At 65.3% G+C, this 15991-nt stretch carries 15 protein-coding genes; 8 read left to right on the plus strand and 7 right to left on the minus strand.

Annotated features, from left to right (window positions below):
• The 4 genes from BMX37_RS16990 to BMX37_RS17010 form a co-directional block, all read right to left on the minus strand.
• On the minus strand, nt 1-582 hold a 582-nt coding region (locus tag BMX37_RS16990), incomplete at its 3' end, for a GNAT family N-acetyltransferase (RefSeq protein WP_170842050.1).
• 1078 nt (nt 583-1660) lie between these two features.
• Complete coding sequence (locus BMX37_RS17000; RefSeq protein ID WP_093666985.1) at nt 1661-1978, minus strand: DUF6968 family protein; 318 nt, start codon at nt 1976-1978, stop codon at nt 1661-1663.
• Between the two features lie 299 nt (nt 1979-2277).
• Nucleotides 2278-3078, minus strand: coding sequence for a helix-turn-helix domain-containing protein (locus BMX37_RS17005; RefSeq protein ID WP_093666986.1), 801 nt, complete (start codon nt 3076-3078; stop codon nt 2278-2280).
• 261 nt (nt 3079-3339) lie between these two features.
• Nucleotides 3340-4469 (minus strand): IS3 family transposase gene (locus BMX37_RS17010; RefSeq protein WP_244501661.1). Its coding sequence is split into 2 segments (ribosomal slippage): nt 3340-4220 and nt 4220-4469, totalling 1131 coding nucleotides; the frame shifts between segments, so codons are not numbered across the junction.
• A 280-nt stretch (nt 4470-4749) separates the two neighbouring features.
• Between BMX37_RS17010 and BMX37_RS17015 the strand changes: the two genes are divergently transcribed.
• Both BMX37_RS17015 and BMX37_RS17020 read left to right on the plus strand, forming a co-directional pair.
• A complete protein-coding gene (locus BMX37_RS17015; protein ID WP_093666988.1) occupies nt 4750-5523 on the plus strand; it encodes an SDR family NAD(P)-dependent oxidoreductase in 774 nt (257 codons plus the stop codon).
• A gap of 56 nt (nt 5524-5579) precedes the next feature.
• Nucleotides 5580-6179 (plus strand): TetR/AcrR family transcriptional regulator, encoded by a 600-nt coding sequence (locus BMX37_RS17020; RefSeq protein WP_170842051.1) that lies wholly within the window; start codon nt 5580-5582, stop codon nt 6177-6179.
• A gap of 48 nt (nt 6180-6227) precedes the next feature.
• On the opposite strand, the gene BMX37_RS17025 is transcribed toward BMX37_RS17020, so the two are convergent.
• Complete coding sequence (locus BMX37_RS17025; protein WP_093666990.1) at nt 6228-6899, minus strand: TetR/AcrR family transcriptional regulator; 672 nt, start codon at nt 6897-6899, stop codon at nt 6228-6230.
• A gap of 80 nt (nt 6900-6979) precedes the next feature.
• On the opposite strand from BMX37_RS17025, the gene BMX37_RS17030 reads away from it, so the two are divergent.
• Nucleotides 6980-8110: an FAD-dependent oxidoreductase gene (locus tag BMX37_RS17030; protein WP_093666991.1), complete on the plus strand. Its 1131-nt coding sequence runs from the start codon at nt 6980-6982 to the stop codon at nt 8108-8110.
• 328 nt (nt 8111-8438) lie between these two features.
• On the plus strand, nt 8439-9251 hold the full coding sequence (locus tag BMX37_RS17040; protein ID WP_093666992.1) for a hypothetical protein: 813 nt from the start codon (nt 8439-8441) through the stop codon (nt 9249-9251).
• 39 nt (nt 9252-9290) lie between these two features.
• Here BMX37_RS17040 and BMX37_RS17045 read toward each other — a convergent pair whose 3' ends face one another.
• Nucleotides 9291-9851 carry a TetR/AcrR family transcriptional regulator gene (locus tag BMX37_RS17045; protein WP_212611484.1) on the minus strand — a complete coding sequence of 187 codons (561 nt, stop codon included), beginning with the start codon at nt 9849-9851 and terminating at the stop codon, nt 9291-9293.
• A gap of 52 nt (nt 9852-9903) precedes the next feature.
• Between BMX37_RS17045 and BMX37_RS17050 the strand changes: the two genes are divergently transcribed.
• From BMX37_RS17050 to BMX37_RS17065, 4 genes are all read left to right on the plus strand, one after another.
• Entirely contained in the window at nt 9904-10605 is a 702-nt protein-coding gene (locus BMX37_RS17050) for a DUF1349 domain-containing protein (RefSeq protein ID WP_212611485.1), read from the plus strand.
• Nucleotides 10605-11159 (plus strand): sugar O-acetyltransferase, encoded by a 555-nt coding sequence (locus BMX37_RS19355; RefSeq protein WP_093666993.1) that lies wholly within the window; start codon nt 10605-10607, stop codon nt 11157-11159. The genes BMX37_RS17050 and BMX37_RS19355 overlap by 1 nt, the downstream gene beginning before the upstream one ends.
• Before the next feature lie 71 nt (nt 11160-11230).
• Nucleotides 11231-13672 carry a glycoside hydrolase family 3 protein gene (locus BMX37_RS17060; RefSeq protein ID WP_093666994.1) on the plus strand — a complete coding sequence of 814 codons (2442 nt, stop codon included), beginning with the start codon at nt 11231-11233 and terminating at the stop codon, nt 13670-13672.
• A 46-nt stretch (nt 13673-13718) separates the two neighbouring features.
• Complete coding sequence (locus tag BMX37_RS17065; protein ID WP_093667061.1) at nt 13719-15059, plus strand: glycoside hydrolase 5 family protein; 1341 nt, start codon at nt 13719-13721, stop codon at nt 15057-15059.
• Here BMX37_RS17065 and BMX37_RS17070 read toward each other — a convergent pair.
• Nucleotides 15056-15985 carry a DMT family transporter gene (locus tag BMX37_RS17070; RefSeq protein ID WP_093666995.1) on the minus strand — a complete coding sequence of 310 codons (930 nt, stop codon included), beginning with the start codon at nt 15983-15985 and terminating at the stop codon, nt 15056-15058. The genes BMX37_RS17065 and BMX37_RS17070 overlap by 4 nt on opposite strands.
• Nucleotides 15986-15991: the final 6 nt, after the last annotated feature.

Genomic DNA, 15991 nt, shown 5'->3' on the forward strand with positions numbered 1-15991 from the left:
TGAGTAGAGGGTTCGGCCGTTTTCGGTGGCAACGAGCAATTCCGTGGCGCTGGGGTTCTGCCGAGCGTCATGTAGCGTCTGCATAAGGGCTCGCCCCAAGCCTCTCCGGCGGTGGTCAGGCTCCGTTATGATCCGATCGTACACGAAGACGTCGTTGGTTTCTGCCGCGTAACCGCTTGCTGCAAGCGCGCCTGCCTCTGTGAATACCCGTGCTTCCGACACCATGCCGGTTCGCTTGACCTCAATCGTGTATCCAAGCGGCAGATGTCCGATGGGGGCTTTGGATGCAGCCCGCATGAAATAGCCGGGAGCGTGCAGCTTCCAGCCGCTCGGGAGGGCTGATTGCAGATCATCGGCCGTGCCGCACAGCTTCAATAAATAGCGGGAATCGCTGATGGAACGAGCAAGGTGTTCGAGGCCGGAGCTTGCCTTGGGGAACACCCAGCGAGCAATTTCAGCATCCGAATTAGTATCGACGCGGAAGCCGCCGTGGTCCGGGATCGGCAACGGCAACCCACGAGCGATTGATCTGGCCGAAAGCCATGCTTCCAGAACCGCAGGATCAACGCCTTGGTTGTTCATAGCCCACTGCATAGCGAGCTGGTCGGCAAAATCCCATTCGACCCTCGTTTCCCGATCAACCATCCCATCCGAGACGGCGTCGGCCGTCTCGCTGGCCGTTCGTTTTTGGGAACGGCAAGAAGCGCCCACTTGTCGACGTTGGGATGGGCGAGCATCACAGAATGCGGAGGGCGATCATGATGTATTTGGTATTTGGATGCGACCCCGTTGGAGATCGTGTTCTCTGGGAAGAGGACGAGGTGCACGGGAATACCATGTCGGTCAGCCTCCCTCCGGATCTAGTCACGGATATGCTGGCTTGGAACGAGCAAATGGCCGGCGCGGTGCTTGCAACTGCGGAGGCGACCAGCGCATTGGCTCGCCTAAATTCGGACGGCGCGAACCTCGCAAAGCGGATCGCGGCCGCAGTACCCGGCGGGGCAAAGGTTCGGTTCTTAAGTGAGTAGAGTGACCGTCCGACATCGCCCACACCCAGCCGTAGCAGCGCCCACCAGGCAATCCTGATTGCCGCCCCTCGTTCACGTGCTAGAACTTGGTGGGATTTAGAAACAGGAGACGCTCAATGATTGGCCTCCTACTAGTTGCGGCAGCTTCAACAGCTTTCTGTCCGGTAGAGCGGGCGAAGTATGCTTTCCGCAATGATCCAAGCGTGATCGCTTATTTTCGCTCTGTTGATAGCGGTCCAGATTGGCCGAGCCACATTGCTTTAGCAGTACACTATAAGGAAACAGGAAGAACCTTTTGGTGGCTGCCATGGAACGGCGGCTCGGACGGCCTGCAAAACGTAGCCTCTACGGAAGACATTACAGCGAAGGATTGGAGACCTCCAGACCCAGATGGGGGACCTCGCCCCTTCGGAGACCGGCAGTATATCGTCACTGACGACGCCTATAATATTATGAACCATGTTCCGACGTTGGGAGAGCGTGCACCAGCTCACATGCTTTTCCCAAATTCCGCAGGTTCTGGGGATACTGCCTTCCTAAACAGACAGTTCTTCGACTTCGTAGGTTGCCGTAAGCCCGGCGAGTAGTAGTCCCGAATGGGAACGCGTAAGCGGACGGTCCGCTTTCCGATGTCACATTTCGTTCTCGGGATCCCAGTGTCGAATGGTTCGCGCGATGGGCATTCCGAGGCTTCGCCCGTCCAGCCACTCAACATTCCGCCCATCCATGTTCCGCGCGGCTAACAGATTTGCGTGTGCGCCCATCATGGCAAGCAAAACGGCCTGCACTTCGTCGACACCGCCGACCCTGTGGCCCGCGACGCCCTCAGGCCAGTCAATCTCATATCGGCAGAAGAAGCTCCCACCATCCTCTTCCGGTCTCAGAAAACGGCACTCGGCATCGCGTCCATCAACTTTGAACGTGCGTCGCACAATCACCCGATCGATCACTCGCAGCTCCCCTCGTCGAGATCGTAGCGCCCTTTCCTAGGGCTGTAATTAGGCAGTCTGCCGGCCGACCGTCCCCCCGCCCGACGGAGGTGGCCGGACGCTTACGGCTCGCGCGTAGGCAGGGCAGTTTATGGCTATCTGGACAATTCCGCCTGACGATCAGGCGTTCGGTCCTTGCACAAGGATGAGGGCGGCTTTCCCGAAATTCGATCGTTGATCGGGAATGGAGGCGGCTTCCCAAAACCTGTTGGAGTCGATTTTGGGAACGCCACTTGAGCAGGTGGAGGTGCAGCGGCGCCCTACTTGATGAAGTATCCTGCGACCTTCCATCCGTCGCTCTCGTGAGCGAGCGTGATGGTCTCGATAGAACCGGGTTTGTGGGCGAAGTCTGTCCGGAACTGGATGACTTCATAGTCTCCGGGTGGCACGCCAGGAAGCGAGTTGGTCTTCGTAACGCTCTGGAAGGTGCGCGAGGACGCGGCTCCAAGCGGCAGGCGAACCGGCTGGATCGTCGTAGCCCATTGTGACGCCGATATTTGGGATTTGAAAACGCCAGCGGCAGCGCGCCAGCTTGCTTCCCAATTTCCCTTGTCCAGTAGGGCTAACCATTGGCGTGCCGCGCCTTGGCTCATCGAGGCAGACGCATCGACGGTCGTAATGCTCGATCCCGCACTATGCGCGGTCGACGTGGCATCCCCATGAAAAGCCGTCGCGAGGACAGCCGCTGCTATTAAAAGTGACATGACCAACATTCCTCCGCTGAGCCAGGCGAGCCGGTGAGCCGTGCCCTGCCGGTGGCCTGCCGGTGGAGCGGAGAGCACTTCGGCAGGGTTAGCGGTCACCCCCAAAAATTCGTCCCCAATGTGTTCGGGGTCAGCTCGCTCCGCCTCGGCAAGGAGCCTTGCCGCTTCGCGGCTGCTCGCGACGCACAATTTCCTGCGCGCATCGCGCAGCCGCTCGTTAATCGTGTGAACCGAAAGATCGAGGTGGCGAGCGATCGATTTCGCATCATACCCTCTGAGGAGCAGCCGTAGCGTTTCTCTCTCCCGCTCGGTCAGGGTCGCGATCCTATCGCGCACAGAGGCGGCCAGTTGCTTCATGCCGGCCACATTAGGATGCGACATAACGGCTCGCTACCTGCCAGTGACCGTAAGTGGTCCAACCGGCCTTTCCCAGAAAGGAAGGTTCAGCGAGATGGCCGGCGCGTCCCCGTTAGAATCGAATTTCGGGAATGTCCGGCTTGGGTGGTTAGCGGACTTCAGGGTCGGACGAGATCTGCCGACTGTTCAGCAGCCGCTTTCGCCGTAGCCACAGTCCTCTACCGGCTAGCACACCTGACGTGCTCCCCGAAGCTCTACCAGTCATAACTGGAGTCCGGGGTTGGTATGGTGCCCCTCGGGGCGGTGTTGCACAACCCATCTGGCAGCATCGGCGGGCGTCAGCCCGCCAACACCGCTATGCGGTCGCACGTGGTTGTAGTCGTCGCGCCAGAGCCGCAGCACCGAGCGGGCATGGCCGAGCGACACGAACAGCGTCTCGTTGAGGCACTCGTCACGCAGTCGGCCATTGAAGCTCTCGACGTAACCGCTCTGCTGCGATTTGCCGGGTGCGATGTAGTGCCACTCGACCGGGCGTTCCTGCGTCCATCTCAGGATCGCTAGGCTGGTCAGCTCGGTGCCGTTGTCGCTGACAATCATCAGCGGCGGCGCGCCCCTAGCCGCGATGATGGCGTCGAGCTCGCGGGCGACACGCGCGCCTGACAATGAGGTGTCGACCACCAGCGCCAGGCACTCGCGCGTGAAGTCGTCGACTACCGCCAGGATGCGGATGCGTCGGCCGCTGATCAGCGTGTCGCTGACGAAGTCGAGGCTCCACCGCTGGTTCGGTCCTTGCGGCAGCGTCATCGGCGCTCGGGTGCCCATCGCTCGCTTACGGCCACGCCGGCGCCTGACCCGCAGGTTTTCCTCGCGGTACAGCCGCAGCAGCTTCTTGTGGTTCATGACCAGCCCCTCACGGGCCAGCATGATCCCCAGCCGCCGGTAGCCGAAGCGCCGACGCTCGGCCGCGATCTCGCGCAGCCGCGACCGTAGGTCGCCATCATCACTACGCCGGGGCGCGTAGCGCACCGACGTTCGATCTACGCCGAAGATGGTACACGCCCGACGCTCGCTGATGCCGAACAACTGCCGAGCATGCTCGACAGCCTTCCGCCGAGCGGCGGGCTTCACCAGTTTTTTGCCGCGACTTCCTTCAGCACGGCATTGTCGAGCATGGCGTCGGCCAGCAGCCGTTTGAGCCGACCGTTCTCCTCCTCGAGCACCTTCAGCTTGCGCGCCTGCGACACGTCCATGCCGCCATACTTCGCTTTCCACGCGTACAACGTGGCACTGCTGATACCGTGCTTGCGGCACACGTCGGCGGTCTTCATCCCGCCCTCCTGCTCGCGCAGCACCGCGATGATCTGCTCCTCGCTGAACCTGGTCTTCTTCACGTCCGTCTCCTCACGAAGGCGGACTCTAGCTCAAAGTGGCGGAGTTTCAGGGGAGCACGTCACACCTCCACCTGCTCAAGTGGCGTTCCCAAAAATCGACTCCAACAGGTTTTGGGAAGCCGCCTCCATTCCCGATCAACGATCGATTTCGAGAACGCCTATGCCGCCTCGATCGCCGGTCGTTTGCGGGAATGCGAGATCAGGTCCGAGGCCTCAGACCGCTAACTTGAAGTGACCAGCGGTCAGATACAAATGACCGCTGGTCAATAAGGAGGATGGTGTGGCAACGAGTGGATCATGGGCGGTCGTCACGGGTGCTTCCGGCGGCCTCGGAGCGGCGCTTGCACGGGAGCTGGCGAAGCGGGGTTACAATCTCGTGCTGTCCGCACGGCGGCAGGAGGCGATGGACACGCTCGCGGCAGAGCTTCGCACTGCTCACGGTATCGCGACGCGGGTGATCGTCGCCGATCTCGCCGATCGGGCAAGCGTTACTGCACTCGCCGCCGACATCGCGGATCTGGACGTCGAGGTGCTGGCCAACAACGCGGGCTATGGACTGCATGGTGATTTCATGGACATGCAGCCGGACGCGGTGACCGCCATGCTCGAGGTGGACGTGATCGCGCCGACGTTGCTCACCCGCCTTCTTGCCGAGCGGATGGTGGCACGGGGTGGCGGCCGCATCCTGCTTGTGGCGAGCCTTACCGCGTTTCAGCCGATTCCCAGCTATGCCGCCTACGCCGCGGCAAAAGCCTATGTGCGCTCGTTCGGCGAAGCGCTCCACGTCGAGTTCGCCCCCAGGAAGGTCCATGTGACCGTGCTTTCGCCGGGTTTGATGGACACAGGCTTCCTCAGCACTGCCGGACAGGAGTCCAGCGCGTCGCTGCGCCGGATGATGAGCCCCGTCGCAGGTACGGCGAAGCTCGGGGTGGATGCGCTGTTCAAGGGCCGTGCAAGCGTGATCGCGGGTATGGCCAATCGCGTGATTGCGCTCGCGAACCGGTTTACGCCACGCATGGTGCAGGCGAAGGTCGCCGGGCGGATGATGCGATGAGGACGGCGGGCGTACGGCGGGCGCGCGACGCGGACGGCAAGGCGGCACGGCGCGAGGTGATCCTGCGCGCCGCCGAACAAGCGTTCGCAAAGACCGGCGATGCGCTTCCCACCGTCGCCGAGGTGGCCGCAGGGGCGGGGCTGGCGAAGGGCACGGTGTACCTCTACTTCGCTTCGCAAGCTGAGATTTATCTGGCTTTGCTGCTGGAGGGGTGGAGCGCTGTGCTTGCCCGCGTCGCGGCGGCGGCAGGCGCGTCCCCCACCGATGCCGGCCGGATCGTGACGGCGCTGGCTGCCGCGCTTGGCGAGCGGCCTGATCTGCTCAGGTTGGACAGCTTCGGCGCTGTTTTGGAGAAGCAGGCCGATCCAGATGCTCTGCGGGTGTTCAAGACGGCCTTGACGGCGCGCATCGCGGAGGCTGCGCAGAGCATTGAGCAAGCGCTTGATCTGCCGGCGACCGGGGCCGAGCGATTGCTGATGAACAGCTATGCATTCGCACGCGGACTGTGGCAGGCATTCGGTGGGGCAGACCCATCGTTGCTGATTGACGGACAGACGAGGGCGCGGATGCATCCTCCGTTCATGCCGGAGCTGAAGCGGGCGCTATTGGCATACTGGCGGGGCGAGGCGAACACGGATCAGCGGTCCGAGAGTTGATGCCGGATGCGCCGAACACGTCGTTGGTGGGAAGCGATCCTTGGTCGGTTACCGGATGCTTTCGATGCCGGCCAGGACAAGGTTTACACCGGCAAGGAACTGCTCGCGGTCGTCGTGTCCGGGCAGTTGCGCCGCCAGGTGATGCACGAACGGATATTCGGCTAAATCGAGCTGGGTCCACCTCTCGGCAATGGCGGCGAGATAGACGCTTCGCTCCGTTCCCCGCGGCAGGCGTTCGGCGGCGGCGTGCTGTGCCGCCACGCCAAGGATGCAATTCAAGAGCGCGGTGGTGGCATTGAACAATGCACTCTCGGGCACACCGAGCGCCTGAACCTGCCTGCCAATGCCTTCCAATATCCGCAGCAGCCCTTGCTGCCAGGGATCGCCCGACAACTGGGCGCCAATCCATGGGTGAGCCTCGATGGCATCGAACATACCCAGCGCGACAGTGCGGATCGCGTCATGGTTAAGCGTGGATCGCTCTGCCACTTCGGCCATGACGCTGGCGAGGATATGGTCGGTGGCCGCAGCAAGCAGCGCCTGCTTGTCGGCGACATGCCAGTAGATCGCGCCACTGCCCGTCGCGAGCCGCGTAGCAAGCGCGCGAAAGGTCAGGGCGCGTTCGCCCTCGGCGTCCAGGATATGGATCGCCGCCTCCACGATCCGCTCCTTCGACAATGCTTCGGTGCGCCGGTCGGTGCGCTTGGTGCTGAGTGCCATGACGCTCCCTTGACAGATCTGGAACCGTGTTCCAACAGCGCGAGAATGGAATGTTGTTCCAGCGGCTCTGGAAGGTAGTTATGACCACTCACGTGACGATCGTTGGGGCGGGCCTGGGTGGTCTCGTCCTGGCGCGTGTCCTCCACATTCACGGCATCGCTGCCACGATCTACGAGTCCGAAGCGGGTGCGATGGCGCGCAGTCAGGGCGGCCAGCTCGACATTCACGAAGAGGATGGGCAGGTCGCGCTTGCGATTGCCGGGCTCACGAACGAATTTCGCGCGATCATCCATCCCGGCGCAGAAGCGACCCGCGTGCTCGATCCGAGCGGCGCGGTGCTGCTCGACATTCCCGACAACGGCAGGGGCGGTCGTCCCGAAGTGCTGCGCGGTGACCTGCGGCGCATATTGCTGGAGTCGCTGCCTGACGAAACCATCCAGTGGGGCAAGAAGCTCACCAGCGTCACGGCGGTTGGCGAGGGGCGGCATGCACTGCGGTTCACCGACGGATCCAGCGTGGTTACCAATCTTCTCGTCGGCGCCGACGGCGCCTGGTCGAAGGTCCGTCCGCTACTGTCTGATGCGGTACCGCAATATGCCGGCACGACCTTCATCGAGACGTATCTCCACGATGTCGACGCTCGGCATCCCGCGACGGCGCAAGCGGCCGGCATGGGCTCCCTGTTCGCCGTTGCGCCCGGGCAAAGCATCCTGGCACACCGCGAGGCGGGTGGCATCCTCCACACCTATGTTGCATTGAAAAGGTCGGCCGAGTGGATCGCAGGCCTGGACACCGATGACGCCGCCCCAGCTCTTGCGCGCGTCGCGGCGGAGTTCGGAGGCTGGGACCCTGCTCTCCTGGCTCTGATCACCCAAAGTGCGACAGCTCCTGTGGCGCGACCGCTCCACACGCTCCCAATGGGCCATCGATGGGACCGCGTGCGGGGAGTGACGCTGGTCGGGGATGCGGCACACCTCGCGCCGCCAGCAGGCGACGGCGCGAATCTGGCGCTGCTCGATGGTGCCGAGCTTGGCCTGGCGATCGCTGCAAATCCCGGCGACACCGAAACGGCACTCGCAACCTATGAGGCCGCGATGTTCCCGCGAGGCGCGAAAGCTGCGGCAGACGGACACGAAATGCTGGAGCTTTTGCTTGGCGAGCAGGCGCCAGCCCCGCTCGTCGAGTTCTTGTCCAAGGCCCTCGACGTGTGACTGGTCATGTCAGAGGCGGCGGTTGGGCATCCGTGATCCATGCCAAGCGACATGCCCAGCACGTCTCCATAGAATGCCTTGGCTGCGTCCATCTGGTCAGTTGCGATGTTCGCTACGACGCGCTTGACCGCCATGCCTCGGCTCTTTTTTACGATCGGGGTGGATAGCACATCGGGGCGTTGGATGACCTTTCCCAACCAACCTTTTCTATAGGGACGATAGCTCCGCTGAATGACGTTGGACGGACGGGAGCCATTCAGCTTCTCCATCGTACATGACTGCCCTGCTCTTCGGGGCACCCTGATACTCTCTGGAGCAATGTGTCGTCATGCGTCGTGCCTTTCCATGTCTCGCGCTTGCTTCGTTCCTCGCCCTCGGCGCGCCAATCGCAGCGCAAGGCACCCCGGAGCCGGCGGTCGCCGCGCTGCACCAGCGAGCGACGGTTCTTGATCGGCGCATCGATGCTGCCCTGCAAAGCGGGCGTCTGTCGCGCAGCAGGGCGACGACGCTGCACACGGCGGTTGGTCGCGTCCAGACCTCGGCCGGAAACTACGAAGCGCGCAACGGCGGCATCCCGGCCGGCGAACTGAATCGGCTGGATCGGCAGCTCTCCAATGTCGAAGCAGCGCTACCCGGAATGCCGTCGCCGCAAAGGATCAACCTCCGGGCAACGGCCGACATGCGCTCACGCCTGGCTGCGGCCGACGACCGCATCGTGTCGGCGCAGCAGCACGGCAAGCTGCCGGCGGCCCGTGCCGCTGCGCTCCGCCGGCAGATCGCAGCGGCAAGACAGGATATGACCCAGTCGTCGCGGCGCCGGGGCTTCGTCAGTGCCGCGGAACTAGCGTCCTATGATCGTCTGGTAGTGTCGATCGATGCCGAACTGAGCGCCCATGCAGGCGACCATCCCTATGGCCGGGACATGCTGCCCGCGCAGGAGCATTCCTACGGCAACGATGCCCTGCCGAGCGCGGAGGTAACGGCGTTCCAGAAGACAGATGCACGCCTGCGCTACCGCAATGCCCGCATCGAGCGCGATGCCAGGGGTTGCGCGGTGTACCAGGGCACCGCTTCGGATGGCCGGGTCCGTCGTGAGGCGCTGCGTAACCAGGCCGGACGGCCGATCTGCTCGCCACGTTGACTGTAGGATCGTGCGGCTCCGTCACCCGGAGCCGCACGGTCATTCGGGCGGCATGGCCACGCGACGAAGGATCTGCTCGATCTGCTCGCGGTCGAGCGGCTCCGCGTCCACCGAATTGTGGATGCCGATGCCCTCGATCAGCGCATCGATCGCCCGCGCGGTCAGCGGATCGAAATGCCGGCCCAGCGCCGTGCGGGTCTGGTCCATCCAGTCCCGCATCACCGCTTCCATCGCCGGGTGGCGAACCGCGTAAGCGTAGAGCTCGTAACTCAGCAGCAGCGTTTGGGAGGTGGACCAGAGATTGCCGGCGATCACGTCCACCGTCGCCGTGATCGCCTCGTCTCGGGTCGACGCCTGCGCCAGGCGAGCGAGCGAAGCGCGCGATCCCACCTCCGCGACCTGTTCGAAGGCGGCTCTCAGCACCGCATCGAGGTCATCGAAATGATATGTGAGCGAGCCGAGCGGCACGCCGGCCTCCGCCGCGATCTTGCGATGGGTGGTGCCAGTCACCCCGTGCTGCGCGATCACCTCCACCGCCGCGTCGATGATGCGCTGGCGCCGGTCGGGATCGTGGCGTCGTCGCCTGGGCTCATCGGTCATCGGCATCATCCACAAGGCTTGCGTTGTACGTACATCTGTACATAACGGCGGCATGACAGAAAAGCTGGAGAGTGAGGCCGTGGCGGACATGCCGTTCGGAATGACGCGCCGGACCGTGGTCGGCGGTGCGGTCGCAGGAGCCGTGCTGGCGCGACCGGCTGTCGCGGCGAGCGCCAGCGCGTGGGATGCGGGCACATGGCTCAACCGGCCGCGTCAGGCGATCGCGGCGGGCGACCTGCTCGACGTCGTCACCAACAAGGGCACCGATTTCTGGCGCGAGACCTTTTACGGCTTTACGCGCGACAGCGGCCACTTCCTGGGCCTGGCGACCGGTCCGCGCTTCACCGCGCAGCTGCGCATTCGCGGTGATTACCAGCAGCTCTACGATCAGGCCGGGATCATGGTGCGGATCGACGCGACGCGCTGGGTCAAGGCTGGCGTGGAGCTGTCGGACGGGCGCGCGATGCTCAGCAGCGTGCTGACCGACGGCCGGTCGGACTGGGCGACCGCGCCCTACCAGGGGAACCCGCGCGATTTCTGGATGCGGGCGACCGTCGACAAGGGCGTGCTGCGGCTTCAGGTGTCTGCGGACGGCCGGACATGGCCGCTTGTCCGACTGTGCCCATTCCCTGTCGCGGACCGGTATCTGGTCGGCCCGATGACCTGTACGCCCGAGCGCGAGGGGTTGAAGGTCCGCTTCTCCGACTGGCAGCTCACACCCCCGCTCAACAAGCCACTGCACGACCTCAGCTGATGGCCAGCCAGAAGGACAAGATGCTCGCCGGTGAGCTGTACCTGGCCGACGACCCGGAACTGGCGGCCGCCTATGCGAAGGCGCAGGCGATCCTGGCACGGTTCAACGCGACGCGGGGCGACCACGTCGACATGCTCACCGCGCACCTGAGCGAGCTAGTCGATCATCTGGGTGAGGGCGCGATCGTGAAGCCGTCGCTGCGCTGCGACTATGGCTTCAACATCTCGATCGGGGCACGCAGCTTCCTGAACTACGACTGCGTGCTGCTCGACTGTAATCGCATCACCATCGGTGAGGAGGCGCAGATCGCGCCGGGGGTCCACATCTACACCGCCACCCACCCGCTCGACGCGGCGACGCGGCGGTCCGGGCTGGAGTGCGCGCAGCCGGTGACGATCGGCGACGGCGTTTGGCTCGGCGGTCGCACGGTGGTCTGTCCCGGCGTCACCATCGGCGAGAACACGGTGGTGGGTGCCGGCAGCGTCGTCGTCCACGACCTCCCCGCCAACGTCCTCGCGGTGGGATCGCCCTGCCGCCCGATCCGCGACCTTTGATACCATCCGGGCCCAGCGCCCGCTCGCTCCACCGTCATGCGCCGCATCGACCGGCGCCCGAAAGGTTTTTCATGAAGTTCAAGTCCGTTCTGATGGGTGGCGTCACCCTGGCCGCGGCCCTGACCACGGCTGCGGTCGCCCAATCCGGGTCGACCACCATCCATCCCGAGAAGTGGCCGGCGGGCCGCAGCGTCGGGCTGGTCGATCCCAAGACCGAGGCGTTCATCACCGACCTGATGCGGCGCATGACGCTGGAGGAAAAGGTCGGTCAGATGGTGCAGGCCGACCTGTCCAGCATCACGCCCGATGACCTCAAGAAGTACCCGCTGGGTAGCATCCTGGCGGGCGGGGGCGCGCCGCCCCTGTCGGGCAACGAGCGCGGGCCCTTGAGCGACTGGGTGAAGACCGCGCAGGCTTACCGCGCCGCCAATGCCCAGCGCCCGGCGAACCATCCGGTGATCCCGCTGATCTTCGGGGTCGACGCGCTGCACGGCAACAACAACGTCGTCGGCGCGGTGATCTTTCCGCACAACCAGGCGCTGGGCGCCGCCCACGATCCCGAGCTCGTCCGGCGCATCGGCGAGGCGACCGCGCAGGAGATGGCGGTCGCGGGGATGGAATGGACCTTCGGGCCGATGCTGACCGTGCCGCAGGACGACCGCTGGGGCCGCTCGCCCGAAGGCTATGGCGAACAGTCGGGCACCGTCGCCGCGATGGCGGCGCCGATCGTGGAGGGGCTGCAAGGCCCGCCCGGTCGCGGCACCATCCAGCAGGGCCATGTCGCGGCGTCGGTCAAGCACTTCATCGCGGATGGCGGCACCACCGACGGCGTCGACCAGGGCGACGCGCAGGTCAGCGAGGACGCGCTGATCGCCACGCATCTTGCCGGCTACCCGGTCGCGATCCGGTCGGGGGCGATGACGGTGATGGCCTCCTTCTCGTCGTGGAACGGGATCAAGATGCACGGCAACAAGAGCTTGCTGACCGACGTGCTCAAGAGCCGGCTGGGCTTCGACGGTTTCGTGGTGGGCGACTGGAACGGTCATGGTCAGATTCCGGGCTGCACCACCACCGACTGCCCGCAGACCTTCAACGCCGGGCTCGACATGGCGATGGCGCCGGACAGCTGGAAGGGGCTGTTCGACAGCACGGTCGCGCATGTGAAGGCGGGCGACATCCCGATGGCGCGCGTCGACGACGCGGTGCGCCGCATCCTGCGGGTGAAGGCGAAGCTCGGGCTGTTCGATCCCGCCCGCCCGCTGGAAGCCCATCCCGAGCTGATGGGTTCGGCCGCGCACCGCGCGCTGGCGCGCGAGGCGGTGGCGAAGTCGCTGATACTGCTCAAGAACAACGGCCACGCGCTGCCGATCCGGCCCGGCGCCAACGTGCTGGTCACGGGCAGCCACGCCGACGATATCGGTCTCCAGTCGGGCGGCTGGACGCTGTCGTGGCAGGGCACGGGCAACACCAATGCCGACTTCCCGAACGGTCAGTCGATCTGGAGCGGACTGCGACAGGCGATCACCGCGACGGGCGGCACCGCGACGCTCAGCCCGGATGGCCGCTGGCAGGGCAGGAAGCCCGACGTTGCGATCGTGGTGTTCGGCGAGCAGCCCTATGCCGAGCTGATGGGCGACATCCGCACGCTGGAGTTCTCGCCGTCCGACAAGTCCGCGCTTGAGCGGCTGAAGGCGCTGAAGGCGGCGGGCATCCCCACCGTGTCGGTGTTCATCAGCGGCCGTCCGCTCTGGGTTAATCCCGAGCTCAACCAGTCGGACGCGTTCGTGGCGGCGCTGTGGCCGGGGACGGAGGGCGCCGGCGTCGCCGACGTGCTGGTCGCGGGCAAGGACGGGCTCCCTGCGCACGACTTCAACGGCCAGCTCACCTTCTCCTGGCCGAAGACCGCCGGTCAGTTCGCGCTCAATCAGGGCAAGCCCGGCTACGACCCGCTCTACCAGGTCGGTTATGGCCTGAGCTACGCGCGCGCGGCCGAGCAGGGTCGCTATGGCGAGGCACCGGGCGTGTCGGCGGCCTATGCCAATATCGACACCTATTTCGTGCCGGGCCGCGCGCCCGAACCGTGGACGCTTGGCACGCAGGGTGCGGTGACGATGCGCAACGTCGATGGCGGCGGGCGGCAGGAGGGGGCGCGCGCCTTTGCCTGGACCGGCCCCGGCGTGGTGCGCGTGACGGGCACCACGCTGGACCTGCGCCGCCAGGCGAATGCCAAGGTGGCGCTGCGCATCGACTACCGCGTCGATGCCGCACTCAAGGGTCGGGTGCGACTAGGGTTCGATGATGCGGCGCGGGGCGTGGATGCGACGTCGCTTTTCGCGGGTCCGGTCGGGCAGTGGCGCACGGTCAAGGTGTCGCTGGCCTGCATGGGCGCGACCGACGCGGACCTGCGGCGGGTGACCGCACCTTTCGCGCTGCGCGCCGACGCGCCGTTCGGCGTGTCGATCGTTGGGCTGAAGCTCGATGCCGATCAGTCGAATGTGGTCTGCCCGAAGTAAGGGGCGGCACAATCCGGTACGGCCGGTTCTGAAGAGGATGGAGAACATGACCCTGGAACTCGATCGCCGGCACCTGCTGGGTGCGGCCGCGGCCATGGCGGGCGGCGCGGCGCTTCCCGCGTTCGCGGCCGGCGGAAAGGCGCCCGACCGCTTCGTGCGGCGGGAAGGTATGCGCCTGATGCTGGGCGACCGGCCCTACCGCTTCGCGGGCACCAACATGTGGTATGCCGCGTGGCTGGGGGCGGACGCCGTCTATGGCGACCGCGCGCGTCTGGGGCGCGAGCTCGACCGACTGGCGGCGATGGGGGTCACCAACCTGCGCATCTGCGCGTCGGGCGAGGAGGGGCCGCTGAAGGGCTCGATCAAGCCGGGCTTCCGTGGCCCCGGCCCTCACTACAACCAGACGCTGCTCGCCGGGCTCGATTATGCCCTTGCCGAAATGGGCAAGCGGGGTCTGCGCGCCGTTCTCCACCTGACCAACTTCTGGGAATGGTCGGGGGGCATGATGACCTACCTGTCCTACGTCAACGGCGGCCGGTACATCGACGCGCACGACCCCGCGCACCCGTGGCCGGCCTTTGCCAATTTTAACGCACAATTCTACGGCAATGCCAAGGCGGTGGCGCTGTACCACGCCTATGTCCGCAGCCTGGTCGGCCGGGTCAACACCGTGACCGGCACGCGCTACGCCGACGACGGCACGATCGTGGCGTGGCAGCTCGCCAACGAGCCGCGTCCGGCCGGCGACCTCGATCATGCCGACCTGCCGCGCTTCTATGCCTGGATCGATGGCACCGCGCGCCTCATCAAGTCGATCGACAGCGACCATCTCGTCTGCACCGGCAGCGAGGGATTGAAGGGCTGTCTGGAGCAGGAAAGTATCGTGCTCGCCGAGCATCGCTTCGCGTCGATCGACTATCTCACCTGCCATATCTGGCCCAACAATTGGGACTGGGTGAAGCAGACCGATCTGCCCGGCACGTTCGCGCGCGGCGAGGAGCTGACCGACGACTATATCGCGCGTCACGTGAGCATGGCCCGCCAGCTCGGCAAGCCGCTGGTGATCGAGGAGTTCGGCTATCCGCGCGACGGCGGCAGCAACGATCCGAAGGTCGCGACCACCTACAAGGACCGTTTCTACCGCCGGATCTACGATGCCGCGCTCGATGACATGCGGGCGGGCGGCCCGATCGCCGGTACCAACTTCTGGGCATGGAACGGTGAGGCGCGCGCGCAGCACGCCGATTACGTCTTCCACCCCGGCGATCGCCAGTACATGGGCGACCCGCCGCACGAGCCGCAGGGCTGGTACGGCGTGTTCGACGGCGACAGCACGGTGCGCCTGATCGCCGACCATGCCGCGTCGATCGCGCGCCTGCCCGCCTAACCCGCCCGGTCCGCGACCAGCCCATCGTCGGTCCTGCCCGACGATGGGAGCCGGCGTGGCTTCCATTCGCTCGCGATCACGCCTGCGACGATGAAACCGGCGCCCAGCACGGCGAGCGCCGGCAACCGGTCGTCCGCGAGCTTGCCGACAACGCCGGCCCAGACCGGCTCGCTGGCGTAGATGATTGTGGCACGCGTCGGCGACACCGATTTCTGCGCCCAGTTCATGGTCAGCTGGATCAGCGCGCTGGCGACGCCCAGTCCTAGTCCGGCCGCGAGCCAGACCCAGGAGAAGGCCGGCACGGCCTCGCCCGCCAGCGGCATCGCCGCAAGGGACAGGAGTCCGCCGCTGAGTAGCTGCACCACGGTGACCCGGCTGCTGTCCACGTCCCCTGCGAAGCGGCCGATCAGGATGATCTCGCCCGCGATAGCCACGGCGCTGACGATCGTCGCGATTTCGCCCCGACCAAGCCCGACATGCAGCGCCTGCGGCCCCGCGAGCAACACCAAGCCGACGAACGCGAGCGCAATGCCGACCCAGGCCATCATCTGCGGTGCCCGGCGCATGAACAGCCACTGGAGGAGCGGCACCATTGGCACGTAGAGTGCGGTCAGGAACGCCGACGTGCTGCTGTTGATCGTCTGGAGGCCGTAGGTCTGGAGCGCATAGCCGAGGAAGATGGTGACGCCGATCGCGGCGCCCGCCATCAGCTCGCGCCGTGTGAGGCCTGATAGCGCCTTGCGAAAGACGAGCAGGCCGAGCAGCCCGGCCGTGACGAAGCGCAGGCCGACGAAGAACAATGGTCCCGCATGCCCGACCGCGACATGTACGATCAGGAAGGTCGCACCCCACAACATGGTGATGCCGACCAGCGCCAGTTCCTGGCGGGAGAAGAAGCTTTTGCGTGGAGGTGGCGTATGCAGCATAGTGCG

Origin of the sequence: Sphingomonas gellani (assembly GCF_900110035.1) — a bacterium.
In the GTDB taxonomy this organism is placed as follows: domain Bacteria; phylum Pseudomonadota; class Alphaproteobacteria; order Sphingomonadales; family Sphingomonadaceae; genus Sphingomonas; species Sphingomonas gellani.